22 protein-coding genes and 1 tRNA gene are annotated in these 23,804 nt (G+C 67.5%); 11 read left to right on the top strand and 12 right to left on the bottom strand.

The features are described from left to right. Nucleotides 1-50: 50 nt before the first annotated feature. The 7 genes from ACFQ50_RS15395 to ACFQ50_RS15365 form a co-directional block, all read right to left on the bottom strand. Nucleotides 51-524 (bottom strand): SRPBCC family protein, encoded by a 474-nt coding sequence (locus ACFQ50_RS15395; RefSeq protein ID WP_377996452.1) that lies wholly within the window; start codon nt 522-524, stop codon nt 51-53. After that, the gene (locus ACFQ50_RS15390; RefSeq protein ID WP_377996450.1) at nt 521-889 is read right to left on the bottom strand and encodes an ArsR/SmtB family transcription factor; all 369 of its coding nucleotides are present in this window, start codon (nt 887-889) and stop codon (nt 521-523) included. Before ACFQ50_RS15390 ends, ACFQ50_RS15395 begins: the two co-directional genes overlap by 4 nt. Before the next feature lie 176 nt (nt 890-1,065). Further along, nucleotides 1,066-1,968: a succinate--CoA ligase subunit alpha gene (sucD, locus tag ACFQ50_RS15385; protein ID WP_377996448.1), complete on the bottom strand. Its 903-nt coding sequence runs from the start codon at nt 1,966-1,968 to the stop codon at nt 1,066-1,068. An 11-nt stretch (nt 1,969-1,979) separates the two neighbouring features. Next, entirely contained in the window at nt 1,980-3,149 is a 1,170-nt protein-coding gene (gene sucC, locus ACFQ50_RS15380; RefSeq protein ID WP_377996447.1) for an ADP-forming succinate--CoA ligase subunit beta, read from the bottom strand. A gap of 224 nt (nt 3,150-3,373) precedes the next feature. Continuing rightward, complete coding sequence (locus tag ACFQ50_RS15375) at nt 3,374-4,105, bottom strand: hypothetical protein (RefSeq protein WP_377996445.1); 732 nt, start codon at nt 4,103-4,105, stop codon at nt 3,374-3,376. A 2-nt stretch (nt 4,106-4,107) separates the two neighbouring features. Continuing rightward, nucleotides 4,108-6,651, bottom strand: a complete 2,544-nt coding sequence (gene pcrA / locus ACFQ50_RS15370; RefSeq protein ID WP_377996444.1) for a DNA helicase PcrA — start codon at nt 6,649-6,651, stop codon at nt 4,108-4,110. A gap of 120 nt (nt 6,652-6,771) precedes the next feature. Next, on the bottom strand, nt 6,772-7,647 hold the full coding sequence (locus ACFQ50_RS15365; RefSeq protein ID WP_377996460.1) for an inositol monophosphatase family protein: 876 nt from the start codon (nt 7,645-7,647) through the stop codon (nt 6,772-6,774). A gap of 46 nt (nt 7,648-7,693) precedes the next feature. Between ACFQ50_RS15365 and ACFQ50_RS15360 the strand changes: the two genes are divergently transcribed. Next, nucleotides 7,694-8,353, top strand: coding sequence for a hypothetical protein (locus ACFQ50_RS15360; protein WP_377996442.1), 660 nt, complete (start codon nt 7,694-7,696; stop codon nt 8,351-8,353). Here ACFQ50_RS15360 and ACFQ50_RS15355 read toward each other — a convergent pair. Next, entirely contained in the window at nt 8,350-9,132 is a 783-nt protein-coding gene (locus ACFQ50_RS15355) for a DUF998 domain-containing protein (RefSeq protein ID WP_377996440.1), read from the bottom strand. The genes ACFQ50_RS15360 and ACFQ50_RS15355 overlap by 4 nt on opposite strands. Before the next feature lie 87 nt (nt 9,133-9,219). Between ACFQ50_RS15355 and ACFQ50_RS15350 the strand changes: the two genes are divergently transcribed. The 3 genes from ACFQ50_RS15350 to ACFQ50_RS15340 all read left to right on the top strand — a co-directional run bounded on the left by ACFQ50_RS15350 (nt 9,220) and on the right by ACFQ50_RS15340 (nt 10,246). Further along, nucleotides 9,220-9,292: transfer RNA gene (locus ACFQ50_RS15350), tRNA-Arg, on the top strand. Between the two features lies 1 nt (nt 9,293). Further along, nucleotides 9,294-9,845: a DUF6314 family protein gene (locus ACFQ50_RS15345; RefSeq protein ID WP_377996438.1), complete on the top strand. Its 552-nt coding sequence runs from the start codon at nt 9,294-9,296 to the stop codon at nt 9,843-9,845. Continuing rightward, nucleotides 9,842-10,246 (top strand): NUDIX domain-containing protein, encoded by a 405-nt coding sequence (locus tag ACFQ50_RS15340; RefSeq protein WP_377996437.1) that lies wholly within the window; start codon nt 9,842-9,844, stop codon nt 10,244-10,246. Before ACFQ50_RS15345 ends, ACFQ50_RS15340 begins: the two co-directional genes overlap by 4 nt. A gap of 84 nt (nt 10,247-10,330) precedes the next feature. Here the strand turns inward: ACFQ50_RS15340 and ACFQ50_RS15335 are convergent, their stop codons facing one another. Next, the gene (locus ACFQ50_RS15335) at nt 10,331-12,244 is read right to left on the bottom strand and encodes an ABC transporter ATP-binding protein (protein ID WP_377996435.1); all 1,914 of its coding nucleotides are present in this window, start codon (nt 12,242-12,244) and stop codon (nt 10,331-10,333) included. Next, nucleotides 12,241-13,905, bottom strand: coding sequence for an ABC-F family ATP-binding cassette domain-containing protein (locus ACFQ50_RS15330; RefSeq protein WP_377996434.1), 1,665 nt, complete (start codon nt 13,903-13,905; stop codon nt 12,241-12,243). The genes ACFQ50_RS15335 and ACFQ50_RS15330 overlap by 4 nt, the downstream gene beginning before the upstream one ends. 195 nt (nt 13,906-14,100) lie before the next feature. Between ACFQ50_RS15330 and ACFQ50_RS15325 the strand changes: the two genes are divergently transcribed. The 7 genes from ACFQ50_RS15325 to ACFQ50_RS15295 all read left to right on the top strand — a co-directional run bounded on the left by ACFQ50_RS15325 (nt 14,101) and on the right by ACFQ50_RS15295 (nt 19,682). Then, nucleotides 14,101-14,838: a hypothetical protein gene (locus ACFQ50_RS15325; RefSeq protein ID WP_377996433.1), complete on the top strand. Its 738-nt coding sequence runs from the start codon at nt 14,101-14,103 to the stop codon at nt 14,836-14,838. After that, a complete protein-coding gene (locus tag ACFQ50_RS15320; protein ID WP_377996432.1) occupies nt 14,835-15,569 on the top strand; it encodes a hypothetical protein in 735 nt (244 codons plus the stop codon). The genes ACFQ50_RS15325 and ACFQ50_RS15320 overlap by 4 nt, the downstream gene beginning before the upstream one ends. Nucleotides 15,570-15,604: 35 nt before the next feature. Further along, nucleotides 15,605-16,348, top strand: a complete 744-nt coding sequence (locus ACFQ50_RS15315) for a hypothetical protein (RefSeq protein WP_377996430.1) — start codon at nt 15,605-15,607, stop codon at nt 16,346-16,348. After that, entirely contained in the window at nt 16,345-17,082 is a 738-nt protein-coding gene (locus ACFQ50_RS15310; RefSeq protein ID WP_377996428.1) for a hypothetical protein, read from the top strand. Before ACFQ50_RS15315 ends, ACFQ50_RS15310 begins: the two co-directional genes overlap by 4 nt. A gap of 289 nt (nt 17,083-17,371) precedes the next feature. After that, complete coding sequence (locus tag ACFQ50_RS15305; protein ID WP_377996426.1) at nt 17,372-18,193, top strand: amino acid ABC transporter substrate-binding protein; 822 nt, start codon at nt 17,372-17,374, stop codon at nt 18,191-18,193. Beyond that, nucleotides 18,194-18,859 carry an amino acid ABC transporter permease gene (locus tag ACFQ50_RS15300; RefSeq protein ID WP_377996425.1) on the top strand — a complete coding sequence of 222 codons (666 nt, stop codon included), beginning with the start codon at nt 18,194-18,196 and terminating at the stop codon, nt 18,857-18,859. It abuts the gene before it with no gap. Beyond that, nucleotides 18,846-19,682 (top strand): amino acid ABC transporter ATP-binding protein, encoded by an 837-nt coding sequence (locus tag ACFQ50_RS15295; protein ID WP_377996423.1) that lies wholly within the window; start codon nt 18,846-18,848, stop codon nt 19,680-19,682. Before ACFQ50_RS15300 ends, ACFQ50_RS15295 begins: the two co-directional genes overlap by 14 nt. 10 nt (nt 19,683-19,692) lie before the next feature. On the opposite strand, the gene ACFQ50_RS15290 is transcribed toward ACFQ50_RS15295, so the two are convergent. Both ACFQ50_RS15290 and fdhD read right to left on the bottom strand, forming a co-directional pair. Beyond that, entirely contained in the window at nt 19,693-22,719 is a 3,027-nt protein-coding gene (locus ACFQ50_RS15290) for an alpha-mannosidase (RefSeq protein WP_377996422.1), read from the bottom strand. Between the two features lie 190 nt (nt 22,720-22,909). After that, nucleotides 22,910-23,782: a formate dehydrogenase accessory sulfurtransferase FdhD gene (gene fdhD, locus ACFQ50_RS15285; RefSeq protein ID WP_377996421.1), complete on the bottom strand. Its 873-nt coding sequence runs from the start codon at nt 23,780-23,782 to the stop codon at nt 22,910-22,912. Between the last annotated feature and the right edge of the window lie 22 nt (nt 23,783-23,804).

Raw genomic sequence — 23,804 nt, 5'->3', positions numbered from 1 at the left:
GCCTTCAACGTAAAGGTCACCGGCCGCCGTCGGAAGCTAGGTTGTGCTGCCTATGTGGCCAGCAGTTCGTCGAGCCGCTCGTAGCCGTCTGTCATGCCGCCTTCCATTCCGGACTGGGCCATGCCGTCGCGTGCTTCCATGGTGGGGTAGACGGAATGGCCCCGCAGCCGGCACCGGTTTCCGCCGAGGTCCTCGAAGTGCATGAATTCGATGCTGACGACGTCCGGATAGCCGCTGAACTCGAAGGTCTGGATGGCGAACTCGTTCTCGCGGACTGTGTGGAAGATGCCGCTGAAGGCGTAGGTCACGCCGTCGGGACCGGTGTGGTTGTACAGGTAGCTGCCGCCGGAACGGAAGTCGTAGTGGTCGATGTCCACGTTGGTGCCGCGCGGGCCCAGCCACTGCGTGATGAGTTCGGGCTCGCGATGGGCACGGAAGACCTCCGCCACCGGAAAATCGAACTCCCGCTCGAAATCGATGAACGGGACGCCGTCAGGGACGGTGAGTTTAAGGGCGTTGCTCATGGTCGGTCCTTTGAACTGGTGCTGCCGCCGGAGGCGGTCTTGTTGCGGAGTACGGCATCGAGGTCCCGGAACTGCGCTTCGCGGACCAGCCGGTACTGGTCGATCCACGCGGTGAGCACCTCAAGCCGTGCGGGATTCAGGTGGACGGGCCGGCGCTGCGCGTCACGGCTCCGCGTGACCAGCTGCGCCTGCTCCAGGACCTGGATATGCTTCGAGACCGCCTGCTTGGAGATCGCGAAGGGTTCGGCCAGCTCATTGACGGTGGCAGGTCCCCGGCTGAGCCGGGAAATGAGGCGGCGGCGGACCGGATCCGACAGGGCCAGGAAGGCCGCGTTCAGAAGGTCGTCGTCATTGCTGGAATCCACTGCTTCTAACCTGGCTTCGTTATCAATCGAACTGTTTATCAACCATTAGGTTGATAACAACGATAGGCCTCCACGTACCTCGTGGCAAGGGGTTAAAAAGAAACGCGGGGTCACTCCTCGCCCAATCCGGGGGGTGGATCGGGCTGGGAGTGACCCCGCGTTGTCTGGGGTGCGCGTTACAGCGCTGCGAAGACCTCGCGCAGCAGCTTGGCGGTCTCGGACGGCGTCTTGCCGACCTTTACGCCGGCAGCCTCGAGGGCTTCCTTCTTGGCCTGGGCCGTACCGGCGGAACCGGAGACGATGGCGCCTGCGTGGCCCATCGTCTTGCCTTCCGGCGCGGTGAAGCCTGCCACGTAGCCGACGACCGGCTTGGTGACGTTGGCCTTGATGAAGTCGGCGGCACGCTCTTCGGCGTCGCCGCCGATTTCGCCGATCATCACGATGGCCTTGGTCTCCGGGTCAGCTTCGAACGCAGCCAAGGCGTCGATGTGGGTGGTGCCGATGATGGGGTCACCGCCGATGCCGATGGCAGTGGAGAAGCCGAGGTCGCGCAGTTCGTACATCATCTGGTAGGTCAGCGTGCCGGACTTGGACACGAGGCCGATGGGGCCCTTGCCCGTGATGTTGTTCGGCGTAATGCCAACCAGTGCCTCGCCGGGGGTGATGATGCCGGGGCAGTTCGGTCCGATGATGCGGGTGACCTGGTTGCCGTCAGCGTCAACCGTGGACTGGGCCAGTGCCCAGAACTCGGCGGAATCCTGGACCGGCACGCCTTCGGTGATGACGACGACAAGTCCGATGCCGGCCTCGATGGCTTCAACAACGGCGTTCTTGGTGAATGCCGGCGGCACGAAGACGATGGAGACGTCGGCGCCGGTTTCAGCCATGGCTTCCTTGACGGTGCCGAAGACGTTGATTTCGGTGTCGCCGTGCAGGACAGTGGTACCGGCCTTGCGGGCGTTGACGCCGCCCACAATGTTGGTGCCGGCCTTCAGCATCAGGGCGGTGTGCTTGGTGCCTTCGCCGCCGGTGATGCCCTGGACGATGACCTTGGAATCCTTGTTCAGATAGATAGACATGGTGCGTCCCTTTACTTAGCTGCGTTGGCGAGCTCGGCGGCCTTGTCGGCGCCCTCGTCCATGGTGGCGGCCAGGGTAACCAGCGGGTGGTTGGCCTCGGCCAGGATGCGGCGGCCTTCCTCAACGTTGTTGCCGTCGAGGCGGACGACCAGCGGCTTGTTGGCGTTGTGGCCCAGCTCGGCCAGGGCGCCGACGATGCCCTTGGCGACGGCGTCACAGGCGGTGATGCCGCCGAAGACGTTCACGAACACGGACTTGACCTGTGCGTCGCCGAGGATGACGTCGAGGCCTGCAGCCATGACCTCGGCGGAGGCTCCGCCGCCGATGTCCAGGAAGTTGGCGGGCTTGACGTTGCCGTGGTTCTCGCCGGCGTAGGCGACAACGTCCAGGGTGGACATGACGAGGCCTGCACCGTTACCGATGATGCCGACTTCACCGTCCAGCTTGACGTAGTTCAGGTCCTGCGCCTTGGCCTTGGCCTCGAGCGGGTCTGCGGATTCCTTGTCCTCAAGCTGGGCGTGCTTGGGGTGGCGGAATTCGGCGTTCTCGTCGAGCGTGACCTTGCCGTCGAGGGCGACGATCTCGCCCGCGCCGGTCTTGACCAGCGGGTTGACCTCCACGAGGGTGGCGTCTTCCTTCTTGAAGACGTCCCAGAGCTTCAGAATGACGCCGGCGACCTTGCCGCGCAGTTCTTCAGCGAAGCCGGCCGCAGCGACGATTTCGTCAGCCTTGGCCTGGTCGATGCCCACGGCGGGGTCGATGGCTACCTTGGCCAGGGCGTCGGGACGCTCAACAGCGAGCTGCTCGATCTCCATGCCGCCTTCAACCGAGCACATGGCCAGGTAGTTGCGGTTGGCCCGGTCCAGAAGGACGGAGAAGTAGTATTCCTCGGCGATGTCCGCACCCTGGGCGATCATCACCTTGTTGACGGTGTGGCCCTTGATGTCCATGCCCAGGATGTTGGTGGAGTGCTCAAGTGCCTCATCGGCGGACTTGGCAACCTTGACGCCGCCGGCCTTGCCGCGGCCTCCGACCTTAACCTGTGCCTTGACGACAGTTACGCCGCCGATCTTCTCGGCAGCTGCCTTTGCTTCTTCAGGGGTGTGCGCCACGATGCCGGCGAGCACGGGTACACCGTGCGCTTCGAACATATCGCGCGCCTGATATTCAAACAGGTCCACGGTTTAGTGTCCTTCTACGTCGAAGTAGTTTCTGTACAGCCGGGCAACACCAAAAGGTGCGGACCGGGCTGCGGAATTAACGCGCCCCGCGGCAGGTCCGGAAACGAGCCACGCGGCGCAATGCTCCTTTGGGAACTCTAGTCCTTTGGAGGGACCGGCCCGTTCCAGACTACCTGTTCTGTGAGTAAGGACACTATTCTATGGACGGTAGAAAAACCCCGGGATTACGGGGTTTTTGGGACCTTCGCGGGCGCCGTTTGGACGTTTTTGCCGTTCCCGGAGATGAGTTCGTAATGATCCCGGCTGATAAAGAAACCGACGCCGCCTGAGACGTTGCCGCAGGCCACCCCGGAGCGGTATGCAGAGCACCGCAAACCGTTCCGTTCGAGGTTGCCGCCATCGGGCAGGACGGGAAACCTGGAGACGGGCCCGTCGGGTGTTCCCTTTGGCCCGTACTCGGCCTCCATCTGCGTGACGCCGGACCGGCATTCCCCGTACCGTGCCCGGTTAGGGGTCAGGAGTGCCGAGCCGCCCAGATAGCCGAGTCCGGTCCCGGAGCAGTCGTCACCACTGTCCGCGGCTGCCGGCGCCGGATACACCGCGAGCTCGCAGTGCGCCACGGGCACGGTGGCGAGTTTCGCATTGCCGGGATCGCTGAAGTTGTTGGTTTCGTAGGGCAGGTTGACGTGCGGCCCCCTGGCGGACGTCAGTGCACACACCACGTTCCGGTCCGCGGTGACGAACGCCAGCACGTCCTCCCCGGCGGCAAACGCGGCGGGGTCTGTGAGCGGCGCCTGGTTCAGCTGCTCCAGGGCGGGCAGCGGTGGCGGCGGTGTGTACTCCGGATCCGCGACGGTAACCGAACAGCCCGCCAGGGTCATTGAGAACAGGGCCAGCGCGAACAGCAGCGCCGGCGGCAGGCCGGCAGCAACGCGTTTCAGGCGCCGCACCGGCACGGTCAGGCGTCGATCTTGGTCAGCGGCGCGTACCGGAGCAGCAGCCGCTTCTCGCCGACGTCGAACTTCACCTTCGCTACGGTCTTGTCCCCGGCGCCTTCAACGGCGAGCACGGTGCCGTTGCCGAAGCTGGTGTGGTTGACCATGTCCCCCACGCTGACGGCAATAACTTCCTTCTGCGGTTGCACGCGGTTTTTCGCGACGGCGGCAGGGACGTCGGCGTTGAAGCCCGCCGAGGAATCCGCACGGTTGCCGCGGGCCGTTCCGGCACCCCAGAATGTTCCGCTGTAACGGCTCGATCCGATGGCGGCTCCGCTCCCCCAGCCCCCGACCTGCCGGCTGGTGCCCTCGCGCTTCCATTCGACGAGCTCGGACGGAATTTCCTCCAGGAACTGGCTGGCCGGGTTGTACTGGCTTTGCCCCCACATGCTGCGGACCTCGGAGCGCGTGACGTAGAGGCGCTTCCGGGCACGCGTCAGTCCCACGTAGGCGAGCCGGCGCTCCTCCGCCAGTTCCTTGGGGTCTGTGGCGGAACGCTGGTGCGGGAAGAGCCCGTGCTCCATGCCGGTCAGGAACACCACGGGGAATTCGAGGCCCTTGGCCGTGTGCAGGGTCATGAGCGTGACCACGCCCAGCCGCTTGGCCTCCGCCACGGCGGCGTCGATGTCAGCCCCTGGGGCGTCCGGAATCTGGTCGGCGTCGGCCACGAGCGAAACCTGTTCCAGGAAGGCCTCGAGGCTCCCTTCGGGGTTCTCCTGCTCGTATTCACGCACGACGGCGACAAGCTCGGCGAGGTTCTCCACCCGTGACTCGTCCTGCGGATCGTTGCTGGAGCGCAGTGTGGCGAGGTAGCCGGTCTGTTCCAGAACGGCTACCAGCGCAGCAGTGGCCCCGGAGCCTGCGGCGACCTCGGCGAGGTCGTCCAAAAGCTTCACGAAACCGAGCACCGCGTTGACGGAGCGGGTGGCCATGCCTGGCGCCTGGTCGGCGCGGCGGGCAGCTGCGATGAAGGAGGTGCGTTCCCGCTCGGCCAGGGCGGCAACGGCACCCTCGGCCCGGTCACCGATGCCGCGCTTGGGTTCGTTGAGGACACGGCGGAGGTTGACGTCGTCGTCCGGGTTGACCAGCACGCGCAGGTACGCCAGGGCGTCCTTGATTTCCTTGCGTTCGTAGAACCTGGTGCCGCCCACCACCTTGTACGGCAGACCGACCCGCACCAGGACATCTTCAATGGAACGCGACTGGGCGTTGGTGCGGTAGAAGATGGCGACGTCGCCGGGGCGGAGGTTGTCCTCGTCCTGGAGCCGGTCGATTTCCTTGGCGATGAACTGGGCTTCGTCGTGCTCGTTCTCGCCCACGTAGCCGATGATCTTGTGGCCTTCCCCCTCCGCGGTCCACAGCCTTTTCTCGGGGCGGTTGGGGTTGCGGGAGATGACGGAGTTGGCCGCGGTCAGGATGTTTTGGGTGGAGCGGTAGTTCTGCTCCAGCTTGATGGTGTGGGCGTCGGGGTAGTCCTTCTCGAACTCCACGATGTTGCGGATGTCCGCGCCGCGGAACGCGTAGATCGACTGGTCCGAGTCACCGACGACGGTGAGTTCCGCCGCTCCCGGCCCCTCGCCGACGATTTCCCGGACGAGGACGTACTGCGCGTGGTTGGTGTCCTGGTATTCGTCCACCAGGACGTGCCGGAACCGGCGCCGGTAGGAGTCTGCGAGCGCCGGGAACGCCCTGAACATGTACACGGTCTCGGCGATCAGGTCATCGAAGTCCATGGCGTTGGCCTGGCGCAGCCGCTGGGTGTAGCCCGCGAAGACGTCGGCCACGGCGCTTTGGAAGGGATCCTTGTGGTTGGCGCTTGAGGCGAAGGAATCGGCGTCGATCAGTTCGTTCTTCAGCGCGGAGATCTTGTGCTGGATGGCCTTGGGCGCGAACTTCTTGGGGTCCAGGTCCAGGTTCTTGGCCACCAGCGTGATCAGCCGCAGGGAGTCGGCGGAGTCGTAGATGGAGAAGTTGGATTTCAGGCCGACGTTGGCGGCCTCGCGCCGCAGGATCCGGACGCAGGACGAGTGGAACGTGGAGATCCACATGGCTTTGGCCCTGCCGCCCACGAGGGCCTCGATGCGTTCGCGCATTTCGGCGGCGGCCTTGTTGGTGAACGTGATGGCCAGGATCTCGCCGTGGTGGGCCCGCTTGGTGGCGATCAGGTAGGCGATCCGGTTACTGAGGACGCGGGTTTTGCCGGAGCCGGCTCCGGCCACGATCAGGAGAGCGCTGCCGGAGTGTTTGACCGCCTCCTCCTGCTGCGGGTTCAGGCCCGCCAGCAGCGCCCCGGCGTCAGGAAGCTGGTGCCGGGCGTGCTCCTCCGCCCGGTCTCCTTCTGCCTGGCCGGCCGCCGGGCCAGCCACCGGGCGGCCTGCGGATCCGCCCGGGCCGCCGCCGAAAGCGGGCGTCATCAGCCCTGTTTCGGGGCGCGACCTGGTGCTGGCACCGGTGTGGGAACCAGCCTTGAACGGACCGTCAGCGTAGGGGTCAAACAACATATCCATGGTGACTACAAGTCTAGGCGGTGGGGCTGACACTGGAATCCGCCCTGTGGATAACCCGGCGCGCAGCGGAGACCTGGGCCCGCGAAACTCGCTCCGCGGCCAGATCCAGCCAGCGAAAACCTAGTCGACAGAGCCTGACTCGAGGGCGGCACGCAACTGGTGCACCGCCGTCGTTCCTCCCGCCATGAACCATTCCAGGCCGTTGACGCGGACGCTCCCGGCGACGCCGCCGGCCGCCGTCACGATCGCCTTCCCGGGGAGCCAGTCCCATTCGGGGCAGCTGTGCTGGAACCAGCAGCCAAGCTGGCCGTCTGCCACCCGCCCGAGGTCGCACGAGCCGGATCCGAGCATCCGCAGCGTGGCGGCCGACGTCGCGGCGGCGTGCCAGGGCATGGCGCACATCGGGTCGGAGAGCCAGCGCGGGTGGATGTAGGTGGCGGCGCCGAGGTGGGAGAGGTCTGCGGCGTTGCGGTTGGTTCCGTCCTCTTTGAAGGTGGTGACGGGATCGCCGTTGAGGGTGGTGGCGCGTTGCTTGCCGCCGATCCAGAGCTTGTCCTCCTCGGGCTGGAAAATGGCACCGAGGAGCACATCGGATTCGTCCTTCAGGGCGATGGCTGAGCACCAGTAGGTGGAGCCCTGGAGGAAGTTGTAGGTGCCGTCCACCGGGTCGATGACCCAGGTCCGCCCGCTGCTGCCGTGCACCGCGGCGCCTTCCTCGCCCAGGACGCCGTCGTCCGGGCGGCAGCGCTGCAGCTGCTCCAGCACATACGCTTCGGCCGCGTGGTCCGCGGCGGTGACGACGTCGGAGATCGAGGTCTTGCGCTGGGCGTCGAGGCCGCCCTGCCGCATCAGCAGGGCCAGCTGTCCGGCCTCCCGGACCAGTTGGGCCGCCAGCTCATAGTCATCGAGCCCGGGGCTCAGGTTGGTTGCGCTGTGTTTGCCCAGTTTGTGTCTGCCCAGTTCCGTCACGGTTCCCACCCTATCGGCGCCGGGCATGCGCTGCACAGCAGGCCTGTGCACTGCGACGGGCGATAATGGACGCATGGCCAAGACACCTGCACAGCGGATCAAGAAGCACGGCGCGAAGGCCGCGGTACCCCAGCACCACCTGCCACCGGTGATCAACCCCGGCACGGGCCGCACTCCCGCGAAGGCGCAGAACAACGCCAACCTGATTGTCATTGCCGGCGTGGTGGCCAGCCTGTTCCTGTTCTGGTACGTCCACCTGCTCACGCTGAACCAGCTCACGCAGCTGTCCGGCGGGCTGGCCATGCCCGATTCCGTGGTCGGCGGGTTCGACACCGGCTACGCCGAGCAGCTCCGCCGGGCCCTGGACGGGGACGCCCGCGGCCAGCTCAACTACGTCCACAAGACGGCGGGCACCCTGTTTCCGCTGATCTTCGGCTTCACCTGGCTGCTGCTGATCGGCACCAATGTGGCCCGGAAGGCGCTGCGCTGGGCGCTCTGGGCGCTGCCGCTGCTGTTCGTGGTGGTCCGGCTGTGGGGCAACGTCACCATTGATTCCATGATCGCGGCTGTAAACCTCGACGGCGGCCAGGTCGCCTTGGCGTCGGGCCTCACCGTGGCCGGCTGGGTACTGTTCGTGGCCAGCCTTCTCGCCGGCGGCGCCGCCGTGTTCCTGGGGCGCCGGGCGTCGAAGAAAACCGCCACGCAACAAACCGCCACGCATCAAGGAGCCTAGGCGCTCCGGGCCGCCTGCGCCCGGGCGAAGGCCTTGCGCGCCTGCCGTTCCTGCCGGACGCGCTGGGCGATGACCAGGCCGGCGGCGGCGAGGCCGATGGTGATGGGGTAGCCCATCAGCCGCTCCAGGGTTCCCGGCTCGGGTACGTCCAGGCCGGTGACCGCCGCCGTGACAAGCGCGGCCGCGGACACCCCGCCGGAAGCCAGCACAAACCAGCCCAGCGGGGATTGCCGGAGCCACACCGTGCCGAGCAGCAGCAGCGCCAGGGACCCGGCGATGAAGTACATGACGGCTCCGGCGTAGTGCCAGCCGGACTCCAGGTCCTCCGGGACCAGCCCCACGATGATCGTTCCTGCGCCCGCCGTCCCGGTGAGGATCCGCGCCGCCACCGCCGAATACCAGGGCACTTCCCCGGAATGGTTTGCCGCCACCCGGACACCGGCCCGTGCGGCCACGCGCAGCAGCGCCGAGCTCAGCAGCAGCGCGCCGAGCAGCATTCCCAGGCCCTGCACCACGAAGGAGGAATTCATGAGCACGTGCAGCGGCGAACAGATGCTGCGGCCGTTGTAGAGCCCGCAGGTGAGGGCACCCAGGTCGCTGATGAGGCCGGTCCGCCGGCTGTAGGGGCCAGGTCCGGCCCAGGCCCCGATGACCGCGGCCTCCGCCACGAAATACTGGACGACGCTGAGCACCGCCCATGCCCCGATGTACTGCCGTGTGGAGGCGGTGTCTGGCAGGAACGTTTCCCGAAAGGCGGGGGCTTGAGCTGCGGCGGCCATGCCAAGAGCGTAGTACGGGCCGTCACCTTGTATGCTTGTAAGCGTGCCCGAACGGGCCGGTCCAAAACCCGGCCGCGGCGGGCGCCCGCCCTCGTAGCTCAGTGGATAGAGCACGGCTCTCCTAAAGCCGGTGTCGTTGGTTCGATTCCAATCGAGGGCACTTGAACCTGCAGCACCCGCCCGGGCTCCGCGACTATCTGCTGGGCACCCTGCCGGCGGACCCTTCCTCCGCCGACGTTCCCCGTGCCGGGCGGTGGACCGTGGAACGGACCCTGCTGGACCGGGCCGCCGGCACCCGCGGCACCTTTACCGGCGTCGTGATTTTTTCTCCCGACGCCGACGGCGGACTCCGCTTCCACGAGGAAGGGACCGTGGCCTGGCCCGCCGCCGGTTTGCCAGCAGGGGACGGCGAAACCTTCACCGGCCCGGCCACCCGCGATTACCTGCTCCGGCCCGCGGACACACCGGACGCCATGGACATGCTGTTTCCCGACGGCCGGCCGTTCCACCGGATGAGCTTCTCGCCGGAGGCCAGCCAGGACCGGCACTGGTGCGATCCGGACACCTACCGGGTCACGTACGTCCGCCACGGCGACGACGAGTTCAGCTACGCCTGGGATGTCGCCGGCCCCCGCAAGGACCTCCTGCTGGAGTCTGTGCTGCGGCGGCTGCCCGCAACGGCGGCACCAAACCGGCTAGGCTCGAAACCGTGAATCCCCGCATCATCGTTTCCGCCGTGTGTGTCTACGACACCGCAGGCCGGCTCCTGACCGTCCGCAAGCGCGGCACGGACAAGTTCATGCATCCCGGCGGCAAGCCCGAGCCCGGCGAGACCGCTGTGCAGGCCGCGGCGCGGGAGCTCGAGGAGGAAGTCGGCATCACCGTCGATCCCCGCGAACTGACCCTCATGGGCGTCTGGCTGGCCGACGCCGCCAACGAGGCGGCCACGGAAATCGAAGCCACCGTCTTCACGGCACCGGGCACGTGGGTGGCGCACCCCTCCGCGGAGATCGCCGAGATCCGGTGGCTGGACCTCGCGGCGGAATGGCCCGGCGACCTGGCGCCGCTGCTCACGGACCACATCCTTCCGGCCCTGGCGGAATCCGGGCGCTGACTCCGAACTGCGGCGCCGAAGCGTGAGATCTCGTCGCTTTGCGCCGGGCTAAGCGCCGAGATCTCACCCCTCGATGAGAAGAAGTCAGTACTCCGGAACCGCTTCCTCCGCCACGGCCGTGGCCTCGGCGAACTGGGTCCGGTACAGCTCGGCGTAGCGGCCGTCCGCGGCCAGCAGCTCGGTGTGGGTTCCGCGCTCCACGATCTGGCCGTCCTCCACCACCAGGATGGCGTCAGCGGCACGGATCGTCGAGAGCCGGTGCGCAATCACGACGGCGGTGCGCCCCTCGAGCGCAGCGCCCAGCGCCGCCTGCACGGCGGCTTCGTTAGTGGAGTCCAGCGCGGCGGTGGCTTCGTCGAGGATGACCACGCGGGGCTGGGCGATCAGCAGCCGGGCGATGGTGAGCCGCTGCCGTTCGCCGCCGGAGAGCCGGTAGCCGCGCTCCCCCACCACGGTTTCCAGGCCGTCGGGAAGGGAACGGATCATGGTTTCGAGCCGGGCCTGGCGCAGGACGGCCCACATGTCCTCGTCGGTGGCCCCGGGGCGGGCCAGCCTCAGGTTGGAGGCGATGGATTCGTGGAACAGGTGCCCGTCCTGGGTGACCATGCCGAGGGTGGCGCGGATGGAATCGAAGGTCAGGTCGCGCACGTCCAGGCCGGAGGCCGGGGCGGTGCCGCCGAGGCGCACTGCGCCGGAGTCGACGTCATACAGCCGGGACAGCAGCTGGGCCACGGTGGACTTTCCGGCGCCGGAAGACCCCACGAGCGCGACGGTCTGTCCGGGTTCCACCCGGAAGCTGATGCCGTGCAGCACCTCCTCGCCGCCGCGGGTGTCCAGCGTGGAGACCTCCTCCAGGGAAGCCAGCGAGACCTTGTCCGCCGAGGGGTAGGAGAAGCGCACGTCGTCGAACTCCACGGCCACGGGCCCGGGCGGGACCGCCAGCGCACCGGGCTTTTCCTGGATGAGGGGCTCCAGGTCCAGGATTTCGAAGACCCGTTCAAAGCTGACCAGGGCGCTCATGATTTCCACGCGGGCGTTGGACAGCGCGGTGAGCGGCGCGTAGAGGCGGGTGAGCAGCAGCGCCAGCACCACGACGTCGCCCGGGGCGAGCTGGCCGCCGATGGCCAGCCAGCCGCCCAGGCCGTAGACCAGGGCGAGGGCCAGCGCGGAGACGAGCGTCAGCGCCGTCACGAACGTGAACTGCAGCATGGCCGTCCGCACGCCGATGTCGCGGACCCTGCCGGCCCGGAGCGCGAACTCGCGGGATTCCTCGTCGGGCCGTCCGAAGAGCTTGACCAGGGTGGCGCCGGGCGCGGAGAAGCGCTCGGTCATCTGGGTACCCATGGCGGCGTTGTGCTCGGCCGCCTCGCGCCGCAGGTCCGCCAGCCGGGAGCCCATCCGGCGGGCGGGGATGAGGAAGATCGGCAGCAGGATCATGGCCAGCACGGTGACCAGCCAGGAGGTATTCAGCATCACCACGAGGGTGAGGATGAGGGCCACCACGTTGCTGACCACACCGGACAGGGTTCCCGCGAAGGCGGACTGGGCCCCGATGACGTCGTTGTTCAGGCGGCTGACCAGCGCGCCGGTGCGGGTGCGCGTGAAGAAGGCGATGGGCATTCTCTGCACGTGGTCGAACACCCTGGTGCGAAGGTCCACGATGACGCCCTCGCCGATGGTGGAGGAGAGCCAGCGGCTCACCATTCCCAGGGCCGCCTCGGCCACCGCGACGCCGGCGATCAGGGCCGCCAGGCGGATCACCTCGCCGGCATCGGCGCGGGCGACGATCGTGTTGACCACCTGGCCGGCCAGCACCGGCGTGGCCACGGCCAGGAAGGCCATGGCGACGGACACGGCCACGAAGGCGATCAGCCTGCCCTGGTGCGGCCGGGCGAAGCCCATGACGCGCTTCAGGGTCTCCTTGGAGAAGGGCCTGGAGCCGCTCTTGGCCCGGGTGATGTTGTAAAGCGACCGCCAGGCGACGCCGTCCATGCTCATCTGTTCTGCTCCATCTTGCCTGCCGCCAGTTCGGTGACGACGCCGTTCTCCACGTTCCAGCGCACGTCCAGGCGGACGTTTTCCAGCAGCCGCCGGTCGTGCGTGACCAGCAGCAGGGCGCCGTCGTAGCTGTCCAGTGCTTCCTCCAACTGCTCGATCGCCGGGAGGTCCAGATGGTTGGTGGGCTCGTCCAGGACCAGCAGGTTCACGCCCCGGGCCTGCAGCAGGGCCAGGGCGGCGCGGGTCCGCTCCCCCGGCGACAGCGAGTCCACCGTGCGCGGGGTGTGGTCGGCCTTGAGGCCGAACTTCGCCAGCAGCGTGCGGACCTCGGCGGACGTGTAATCGGTCAGGACGGCTTCGACGGCGTCCGCCAGTTTCAAGTGTCCGGCCAGAAGGCCGCGGGCCTGGTCGATTTCGCCGACCGCCACGGACACCCCGCGGGAGGCGTCGCCTGAGTCAGGTTCCTGGGTTCCCAGCAGCAGCCGCAGCAGCGTCGACTTGCCGGCGCCGTTGGGCCCGGTGATGCCGATCCGCTCACCGGCGTTGAGCTGCAGGTTCACCGGGCCCAGGGTGAAGCTGCCCTGCCGCGCCACCGCATCGCGCAGGGTTGCCACCACGGAACTGGAGCGCGGCGCCTGGCCGATGCTGAACTGCAGCTGCCATTCCTTGCGGGGTTCCTCCACCACGTCCAGGCGGGCGATGCGCGATTCCATCTGCCGGACCTTCTGCGCCTGCTTTTCGGACGACTCGGTGCTGGCGGCACGGCGGATTTTGTCGTTGTCGGGGCTTTTCCGCATCGCGTTCCGGACGCCCTGGGAGCTCCATTCCCGCTGCGTGCGGGCGCGGGACACCAGGTCCGCCTTGGTCGCGGCAAATTCCTCGTACCGTTCGCGGGCGTGCCGGCGGGCCACGGCGCGTTCCTCGAGGAAGGCTTCGTAGCCGCCGTCGTACACGGCCACCGAATTCTGGGCGAGGTCCAGCTCCACGATGGAGGTCACGCAGCGGGCGAGGAACTCGCGGTCGTGGGAGACCAGCACCACGCCGCCGCGAAGGCCCTGCACGAAGGCTTCCAGCTTCGCCAGGCCGTCCAGGTCAAGATCGTTGGTGGGCTCGTCCAAAAGCACGACGTCGAAGCGGCTCAGCAGCAGGGCGGCGAGCGCCACGCGCGCAGCCTGGCCACCGGACAGCCCGGTCATTTCGGCGCCGGGGCCGACGTCCAGGCCCAGGTCAGCGAGGACGGGGGCTATCCGCTCGTCCAGGTCCGCGGCGCCTGAGGCCATCCACCGGTCAAAGGCCATCGAGTAGGCATCGTCCGCTCCGGGTGCGCCCGAACCGAGGGCCTCGGCCGTGGACTCCATCTCAGCGGTGGCTTTGGCGCAGCCTGTGCGGCGGGCGATGTAGGCGGCAACCGTCTCGCCGGAGACGCGTTCGTGCTCCTGCGGCAGCCAGCCCACAAAGGCATCAGCGGGCGCGAGGCTGACGGTGCCGTCCTGCGCCTGGTCCACGCCGGCAAGGAGCCGCAGCAGCGTGGACTTGCCCGCACCGTTGGCGCCGACCACGCCAACAACGTCCCCGGGAGCCACTGTGAGGGACAGCCCGGAGAAGAGGGTGCGGTGATCATGACCGCCCGAAAGGTCTTTCGCAACAAGGGTTGCAGTCATCAATCCATCCTCTCACCGCTGCCCGTTTTCGCCCGAAAACTCAGGCGGGCATGAAAGAACCCGCTGGTCCGGACTTGGGGGGTGTACGGACCAGCGGGTTCGACCACTTAGCATAGTTGAAGCGGCGCGCTAGGTAAAATCGAGGCCGGCGGGCCGCCACTTCGCATCACCCCGCCCGTCAGCAGAGAGCGTTCCATGCCCCTACCCGCCAAGGCCTTCCAGCGCTGGCTGCACGGCATCGCCCCGGACGCCAGCGTTGCTGATGTGGCCAGGGCTTCAGGGGTTAAGCGCACCACCCTGGCCCAACAGCTGGTCCGCGGCAAGGTGGCCGAGGCAACCGTGGTGGGGATCAGCCGGGCCTTCAACGTCAATCCGGTGGCGGCGCTGGGCTCCTTCGAGCCTTACCGGGACCTGGCAGAGCCGCCGGTCCCGCCGACACTGCAGGAACTGGTCAGCCAGATCGCCACCGCGGACCTGCTGCACGCCATCATTGCCCGCACCGAGCCGGACGCGGGCACGGTCAGAGGCACAGGACCGCCCGAGCTCAGCCCGCCGCCGCACGCCACCTCTGTGAAAAACTGGGTGGACGCAATCGACGACGGCGAACTCCGCCACCGCGTTTCCGTTGCCACCGGCGTCGCCCCCCAAAACTACTCAGCACAACTGACCGCCAACCGGCTCGCCCCGGAACTGGCCGTCGCCACCTCCCGGGCTGCCGGCGTCGGACCGGCAGGCGGACTGGTGGCCGCCGGCCTGGTGACCGAAACCGAAGCCGGCTGGCCGGCCGGCGCACGGCAGGCGGCACTCGACGGCCTGACCGACGGCCAACTGACCGTTCTGGCCGGCGACCGCCTCCAGGCACTCGGCAAGACCCTGCGGCGGCAGGAACATGACCAACGACAAACCGAACAGATCTGGAAGAACCTCGGATGATTGAGATCCTGCAGTGGACCACCCTGATCGTGGCCGGCGCCGCAACGCTGAGCCGGATCCCGAACCTGGTCCGCCGGAAGAACCGGTCCATCTTCTATGCTCTGGCGCTACTGACGCTGGCCATCCTGCTGAGCATCCGGGGTCCCTACCTGGCGATCGATACCCTGCTGGGCGGAATAAATATCGCGAACCTGCTGCTGCGCTTCATCATCTTCGGAGCCATCCTTTTCCTGGCCCTTCGGATTGCCGCCGGGTTTGGGGACAGCCGCGGAATCCAGCTGGTCCGGGGACGCGCCGGCATGCTTGCCCTGGGCGTGATTTCGGCCGCGCTGCTGGTGTGCTTTGCCCTCATGGACGCCTCCGGGTCCTCCGTGGGCCTGGCGGACGTGGCGGCCAAGGACCAGCGCAACGCCCTGCTCGTCGAATACTACGGTGCCGCCGGCCGCGCCTACCCGGCCTACGTGTGCCTCGCGATTCTCCCGGGGATGCTGAGGGCCGTCAGGAGCCCGCTGCCCGTCCTGCTCCGGATAAGCGCGGCGCTGTTGGCCATGGGCAGCGTCGCCATCCCCCTGTCGTTGCTGTTCCCGGTGGTCCCGCCGGCGCTGGGATTCCTTCGCTTCGTCGTCAACTACACGTCCATCCTTTGCTTCGTCATCGGCCTGGCACTCATCTGGGTGGCCAGTGGCCGGGCCGGCCGGAAGCACCGGCCGCTGTCCGCCGAACGCCGCTAGTATGAGTCAAACCTTCGTTCAGCAGAGAGCGTTTCATGCCCCTCCCCGCCAAAGCATTCCAGCGCTGGCTTAGTGGCGTGGCACCGGATACCAGCACGGCCGATGTCTGCAGGGTCTCAGGGGTCAAGCGCACCACCCTCGCCCAGCAGATGGTGCGGGGAAAGGTTGCCGAGACCACAGTCGTGAGCATCAGCCGGGCCTACAACATCAATCCGGTTGCCGCCCTGGCCACTTTCGATACCTACAGCGACCTCGCCAGTTCCGCCACCCCTCCTACCGACAAGGAACTGGTAAGCCAAATCGCCACCGTCGACCTCCTGCGGGCGGTCATTGTCCGCACCGCACCCACAGGCTCCACTGGCCCGGCGGGCTCCACCGGCTGGCCCGAGCTCAGCCCGCCGCCGCACGCCACCTCTGTGAAAAACTGGGTGGACGCAATCGACGACGGCGAACTCCGCCACCGCGTTTCCGCCGCCACCGGCATCGCCCCGCAGAACTACTCAGCACAGCTGACAGCCAACCGGCTCGCCCCGGAACTGGCCGTCGCCACCTCCCGGGCTGCCGGCGTCGGACCGGCAGGCGGACTCGTGGCCGCGGGCCTGGTGACCGAAACCGAAGCCGGCTGGCCACCCGGCGCACGGCAGGCGGCGCTGGACCGGCTCAGCGACGGCGACCTCACAGCCCTGGCCGGGGAACGCCTCCAGGCACTCGGTAAGACCCTGAGGCGGCAGGAACAGGACCAGGATCAAACAGAAAGAATCTGGGAGAACCTGGTATGAGCGAGATTCTCCCCTGGATAACGCTGGTGGTTTGCGCGGCTGCCGCCCTGGCCAGGATCCCGAGCACCCTGCGCGGGGTCAACCCGGCCCTGTTCTTCATTTTCCTGCTGGCGACGGCCGCAGCGGTCCTGAGCATCGAACAGTTCTACGTGGCCATCGACAGTTCCCTCGGCGGCATCAACATCGCCCACGTCGTGCTGCGCCTGATTGTTTTTGCGGCGATCTACCTCATCGCGGTCCGCGTCACGAAGGGGTTCGGAGCCCCTGACGCCCACCGCATGATCGCCGGCCGCCCCGGGCTGGCCATGCTCGCGGTTTTCTCCGTTGCCCTGGTGGCCATCTTCCTCATGATGGATCCGTCGTCCTCGTCGGTCCGTTTCAGGGACGCCGGCGCTGCCAGCACCCGGAATGCGGCCCTGCTGCCGTTCTACTGGGCCGCGGCCAGGGGCTACCTGGCCTATGTCTCGATCGCACTGCTGCCTGCACTGCTCCGCACTGTCAAGGAACGCCTGCCCCCGCTCGTCAGGACCGGGGCAGCCCTGATGGCGGCCGGGGCGGTGACCACAGTTGCCGGTCTGTGGCTTGAGTTCGCGCCTCCCCAGCTGCTTCCGGCGGCGCCGGCCGTGAACAACGGGGCGGTGGTTTTCTATACCGCAGGCCTCGTCATGGTGTGGCTGGCACGCGTGAATGCCGCCAAACGCAGGGGTCACGGAACGTCATCTACCGAAAGGTAGCAGACCGGGATTCACAAAATCATTAGACCGTGAGAGAATCATGAATGTGTGAAAGCAGTTGCTGCCTGGCTTACCAGCTGTGGCGCCTGCCGGATCACACATTGGGGGGATGAGTGGTGGCGGCCGTTGGGGACCGCCCCCACTCAGCCTTTTTAAGGGCACGTTTTGACCCCCCGTATGATGGCGAAATAAAAGGTCTCTGCCAATGCGTTGCACGCAGTGGCGCAGCGGGAGCCGGATCCGGCCGCCGCAATGCCAACGCCGCAGCCTGAAGAAGAAGGTACCCGCCATGAACCGTGTCCATTCCCGCCGCTCCGCCCTTGCGGCCACCCTTGCCGGACTGGCACTGGCCCTGACGGCCTGCGGCGGCGGAGGTTCACAGGCTCCCGCCTCCGGCGGCGCGGACACGTCGCTCAGCGACGTGAAGTCCAAGGGCGAGATCGTCATCGCAACCGAGGGTACCTACAAGCCCTTCAGCTTCCACGCCGAAGGTGCCGGCGACCTCACGGGCTACGACGTCGAGATCGCCCAGGCCGTGGCCGAGAAGCTCGGGGTGAAGGCCACCTTCCGGGAGACCCAGTTCGACGGGATCTTCGCTGGCCTCGACGCCAAGCGCTTCGACACCATCGCGAACCAGATCTCCATCAACGCCGAACGCAAGGCCAAGTACGACTTCTCCAAGCCGTACACCGTTTCCACGGGCGTGATCGTGACGAAGGCGGACAACAACAGCATTTCCGGCTTTGACAGCCTCAAGGGCAAGACTACGGCCCAGTCGCTCACCAGCAACTTCTACAAATTGGCGGTGGATGCCGGCGCCAACGTGCAGTCGGTGGAAGGCTGGGCGCAGAGCGTGGCGCTGGTCCGCCAGGGACGCGTGGATGCGACCGTCAATGACAAGCTCACGTACCTGGACTACGCCAAGACGAATCCGGACGCCGGGCTGAAGATCGCTGCCGAAACCACGGAGAAGTCGGAAAGCGCCTTCGTGTTCCGCAAGGGTTCCACGGAACTCACGTCCGCGGTGGACAAGGCGCTGGATGACCTTCGCGCCGACGGAACGCTGGCCAAAATCTCGGAGAAGTACTTCGGCACGGACGTCACCAAGTAGATGCCGTTGAACTGGGATCTCGTCTGGAGCTCCTTCGGCCCTATTGTGACGGGCGCAGTCACCGGCACCATCCCGCTGACGCTGGCGTCGTTCGTGATCGGCCTCGCGCTGGCCCTGCTGGTGGCGCTCATGCGGCTGAGCCGGAACGTGGCGGTGTCCGGCCTGGCGCGGTTCTACGTTTCGGTGATCCGCGGCACGCCGCTTCTGGTGCAGCTGTTTGTAATCTTCTACGGCCTGCCGAGCCTGGGCCTGAAGCTTGATCCGTGGCCCAGCGCGATCATCGCCTTTTCCATGAACGTGGGCGGTTATGCCGCCGAGGTCATCCGCGCCGCCATCCTGTCGGTCCCCAAGGGCCAGTGGGAAGCCGGCCACACCATCGGCATGTCCCGGGGCCAGTCGCTGCGCCGGATCATCCTTCCGCAGGCCGCCAGGGTATCGGTGCCGCCGCTGTCCAACACGTTCATTTCGCTGGTCAAGGACACGTCTCTGGCCTCCCTGATCCTGGTCACGGAACTCTTCCGCAACGCGCAGCAGATCGCGGCCTTCAGCCAGGAGTTCATGGTGCTGTACCTCGAGGCAGCCCTGGTCTACTGGGTGATCTGCCTGGCGCTCTCCTCCGGGCAGTCCGTCCTTGAAAGGAGATTGGACCGCTATGTCGCCCACTGACGAAGCACGGGGACCCGCTCCCCACGGCGCCGGAGCGCAGGCCAGGCCGGTCCTGGCCGTCCGCAACCTCGCGAAGGCGTTCGGCAGCAACGTGGTGCTGCGGGACATCGACCTCGACGTGCGCCGGGGCAACGTGGTGGCCCTGATCGGGCCGTCGGGTTCGGGCAAGACCACAGTGCTGCGCTCACTCAACGGACTGGAAACGCCCGACGCCGGGACGGTCACCTTTACGGGGCCGGGCACCTCCGCGGGTGCCGGGTCAGAGCTGGCGCTGGATTTCTCCGCCAAGGTCTCCAAGAAGGAGATTTCAGAGCTGCGCGACCGCAGTGCCATGGTGTTCCAGCACTACAACCTGTTCCCGCACATGACGGTCCTGCAGAACGTTATTGAGGGACCCGTCCAGGTCCAGAAACGCAAGCGGGCCGAGGCGGTGGCCGACGCCGAAAAGCTTCTGGCCCGCGTGGGTCTGGCGGACAAGCGCGATGCGTATCCGTTCGAACTCTCCGGCGGCCAGCAGCAGCGCGTGGGCATTGTCCGTGCCCTTGCCCTGAAGCCGCAGCTGCTGCTGTTCGACGAGCCCACCTCGGCGCTGGACCCGGAACTCGTGGGCGACGTCCTGGGCGTCATCCAGGAACTCGCCGACGAGGGATGGACCATGGTGATCGTCACCCACGAGCTGGCCTTCGCCCGGCAGGTGGCGGACGAGGTCATCTTCATGGACGGCGGCCTCGTGGTGGAGCGCGGACCGGCCGCCGAGGTCCTCCGCGCGCCGCGGCAGGAGCGGACGCGGCAGTTCGTCCGGCGCCTGCTCCACGAGTTCTAAGTACCAGGTCTCAGCGCGCGAGCCTCAGTGTCACCAGCTGGAACGGCCGCAGCGTGAGCTCGGCGGTGTCCGCGCCGGCCGCGACGCCCGTCGCCTCGGCCGGCCGCTCGAGGAGGTCCACGCTCTGGATTCCCGTGGCCGGGAAGTTGGCGGTGAGCCGTCCGGCCGAGCGCTGGCCGAGTGATTCGTACAGCCGGACGATGACGTCGCCGGAGCCGTCTTCGGCGAGCTTCACGGCTTCGATCACCAGGGCCGGGTTGTCCACCGAAACCAGCGCCTCGCCCGGGTGGCCGCCCCGGACCGTCCTCGGTGCGAGGTTGGCGCGGTAGCCTTCCTCCACAGCCTCTGCGATTCCCGCGGCCGGGCGGACCCGGACGTCGAGCACGTGCCGGCCGCGGTCTGCCTCCGGGTCGGGGAACTTGGCCGCGCGCAGCAGTGAGAGCCGGACGGTGGTGGTGGTCCCGCCGTCGTCCCGGACAAACCGGGCGACGTCGTGCCCGTAGGTGGAGGCGTTGGCGATGGCCACGCCGTACCCGGGTTCGGCGACGTGGATCCAGCGGTGGGCGCAGATCTCGAACTTCGCCGCCTCCCATGAGGTGTTCACGTGGGTCGGCCGGAAGACGTGGCCGAACTGGGTCTCCGCGGCCGAGCGGTCGGCCCTCAGGTCCAGCGGGAACCCCAGCTTGAGCAGCTTCTCGCGTTCCTGCCAGTCAACCTCGGTGGAGATACCCAGGGACGGGCTGCCGGCCGCCAGCGTGATGCGCTGGGTAATGCGGGAGGATCCGGTGAGCCGTTCCACCACGACGACGGCGTCCCCGCCGTGCCGCTCCAGCCGCACCTCCGCGGCGTCGGTCAGGCTGGTGACGTTGCGCCGGTAGAACTCGTCGATGTCCCACGCGTCCCATTCGTTGGGGGTGTCGCGGTGCAGTTCCAGGTGGTTTCCGAACTGGCCGGGGGCGATGGCTTCGCGGCCTGTTCCGTGATCCCGCAGGGATATCAGCAGACCGTTGTCATCCAGCACGGCACGGATAACGCCGTTGTCCAGGACGAATCCGCCGTCCAGTGGCGTGGCGGCAACCTCAGCTTTCGTTGGCTCAGCCGCAGCTGCCGCGAGCGCCGGGACCCCATGGCGGGCATGCGGGCCGGCGTTGAGCAGGAACTCCTGTGTCCCTTCGCCAAGGAGGGCGGCAGCCGCCTCACTGATGAGCGCTTCCAGCCCCCTGGCCACGGCGGCGTAGTTGCGTTCGGCGTCCTGGTGCACCCAGGCGATGGCGCTGCCGGGCAGGATGTCGTGGAACTGCTGCAGCAGGACCAGCTGCCACAGCCGCTTCAGTTCGGCCGCGGGGTACGTGTACTCCCCGCCGGAGCGGACGGCGGCCGTGGCGCACCAGAGCTCCGCCTCGCGGAGGAGGTGCTCGGACCGGCGGTTGCCCTGCTTGGTCCTGGCCTGGCTGGTATAGGTGCCGCGGTGCAGCTCCAGGTACATCTCCCCCACCCAGACCGGCAGCGCTTTGTACTCGGCCTCGGCCTGTTCGAAGAAGCTGTGCGGCGTTCCGATCCGGACTTTCGGCGAGCCCTCCAGGTCCGCCGCGCGGTGCGCGGCGGCGAGCATCTCGCGCGTGGGTCCGCCGCCGCCGTCGCCGTAGCCGAACGGGACGAGCGACGTGGTGCCATATCCGTGGTCCCGGTAGTTGCGCTCGGCATGCGCCAGATCCCGGGCGCTGAGCTCGGAATTGTAGGTGTCCACCGGCGGGAAGTGCGTGAAGAGGCGGGTGCCGTCGATGCCTTCCCAGTTGAAGGTGTGGTGCGGCATGCGGTTGATCTGGTTCCAGGAGATCTTCTGGGTCAGGAACCAGCGGCTGCCGGCGGCCTTGACGATCTGCGGCAGGGCCGCGGAGTATCCGAAGGAGTCCGGGAGCCAGGCTTCCCTGCACTCGACGTCGAATTCCCTGAGGAAGAAGCTTTTGCCTTCCACAAACTGCCGGGCCATGGCCTCACCGCCTGGCATGTTGGTGTCGGATTCCACCCACATGCCGCCCACGGGAATGAACTGGCCGGACTGCACCTTCTCCCGGATGCGTGCGAAGAGCTCCGGGTAGTACTCCTTGATCCAGGCAAGCTGCTGGGCCGAGGAGCAGGAGAACACGAAGTCCGGGTCCTCGTCCATGAGGGCAACCACGTTGGAGAAGGTCCGGGCGCACTTGCGCATGGTCTCCCGCACCGGCCACAGCCAGGCCGAGTCGATGTGCGCGTGCCCGGTGGCGAGCAGCCGGTGGGCGGAGGCGTAGGCCGGCCGGGCCAGCACCTCGGCCAGCGCTGCCCGCCCGGCGGGCGCCGTACCCGCGACGTCGTCCGGGTCCATGATGTCCATCATGCGTTCGAGGGCACGCAGGATCTCGTGCCGGCGCGGCAGTTCGGTGGGGAGCTCGTGCATGAGGCCGCTGAGCGTCACCACATCCTGCTGGAGCTCCCACACGGCGCGGTTCAGCTCGGCGATGGCGATGCTGCCAAGGCGGTACTGCGGCGCGTTGCCCGACGTAGCCTTGTCCCCGTAGGGCGTGGGCGCGAAGCTCCAGCCCTGGGCGACGTCGGGATTGGCGGCCGCCTCCACGTAGAAGTCGACGGCGAGTCCGCTGCCCAGCAGCTTCAGCGGGATGTGCTGGTTGCGGGGCGAGATGGCCTTGATGATGCTGCCGTCCGGCCGCCACGCGATCCCCTCGCACTGGAAGCCCGGGATCTCCGTGGTGAACCCGAGGTCCACCGCGATCTCCACTTCGGTATCCGGCGCGGTTCCCCAGGCATCCGGCACCTCTCCCTGGAGCCGCAGCCACTTTGTGCTCCACGGGCGCCCCCATGCGGCACCGTGTTCCTGCGGCACGAACTCCTGGCGCAGCGCCTCCAGGACCGGGACGGGTTCATCCGGAACGTCCCAGCTGCTGAGCTCCAGTGGCACGCTGCGGCCATAGATGGCGGGGGTGATCCGTTCGCGGAGAAAGCGGTCCAGGCGGACTTCCGTGATCCGGCGGTCGTCGTGCAATGTGTACCTCTTTAGTACGTGAAAGCAGAAGCGGGCTGTGCTGGCTTTCGTGCGGGCATGGGCTTCGCGGTCAGCTTGGGTCCGGGCAGCTTGGGTCCGGGCAGATCAGCTGCCGTGTGTGCGGATCTACGCTTCCATTCGATGGATAAAATCTACTGCCTTGGCGTCCGGCCGCCAAGGGGCCACGCCCCTACCGCGCCACCGGTGCGGGCATGGAAATGCGGCCGGAGCCTGCGTAGACGTTCAGGCTGGTTCCCCGGCTGAAACCGGCAAGCGTGACGCCCGTGGACTCGGCCAGTTCCACGGCCAGGCTCGAGGGCGCGCTGACCGCCGCGAGCACCGGGATGCCGGCCAGTGCGGCCTTCTGGACGAGCTCGAAGGAGGCCCGGCCGGATACCTGGAGCAGGGTGTTGGTAAGGGGTAGCAGCCGCTCACGCAGTGCCCAGCCAACCACCTTGTCCACCGCGTTGTGCCGGCCCACGTCCTCCCGCAGGCACAGCAGATCCGCACCGCCGGCCTCGTCGATCCTGAACAGTCCGGCAGCGTGCACTCCCCCGGTCACCTCGAAGACCGCCTGCGCTTCCCGCAGCCTGTCCGGCAGGGAGGCAAGCGTTTCGACCGGCACGGTGAGCTGGTCCGCGGCCGGGTTGAAGTGCGAGGACTTGGTCACCGATTCGATGGAGTCCGTGCCGCAGATCCCGCACGAGCTGGACGTGTAGACGTGCCTGCCGGTGTCCGGGAGGGGCACGTCGGACCGCAGCTGGGCTTCGACCACGTTGAATGTCTGGACCCCGTTTTCGTCCTCGCCGGCGCAGAACCTGAGCGAGATCAGCTGGTCGGCGTCCCAGATGACGCCCTCCGAGACGAGGAAACCTGCCACGAGGTCGAAGTCGTCCCCGGGCGTGCGCATGGTGACTGAGAAGGACAGGTTGCCCAGCCGGATCTCCAGCGGTTCCTCCACCGCGAGCACGTCCTCACGGTGCCGGACGGGGAACTCCAACGCCGCGGGCGAGCCGTCCAGGACGTAGCGGTATACCTTGCGTCGTTGCGTTACACGGCCCATGCGAGACTCCGCGCTGAGTGGC

The organism is Arthrobacter sp. NPDC056493 (assembly GCF_042795115.1).
Taxonomy (GTDB): Bacteria; Actinomycetota; Actinomycetes; order Actinomycetales; family Micrococcaceae; genus Arthrobacter.
Note: the sequence above shows the minus strand (reverse complement) of the source record. Positions and strands in the feature narration are given on the sequence as shown.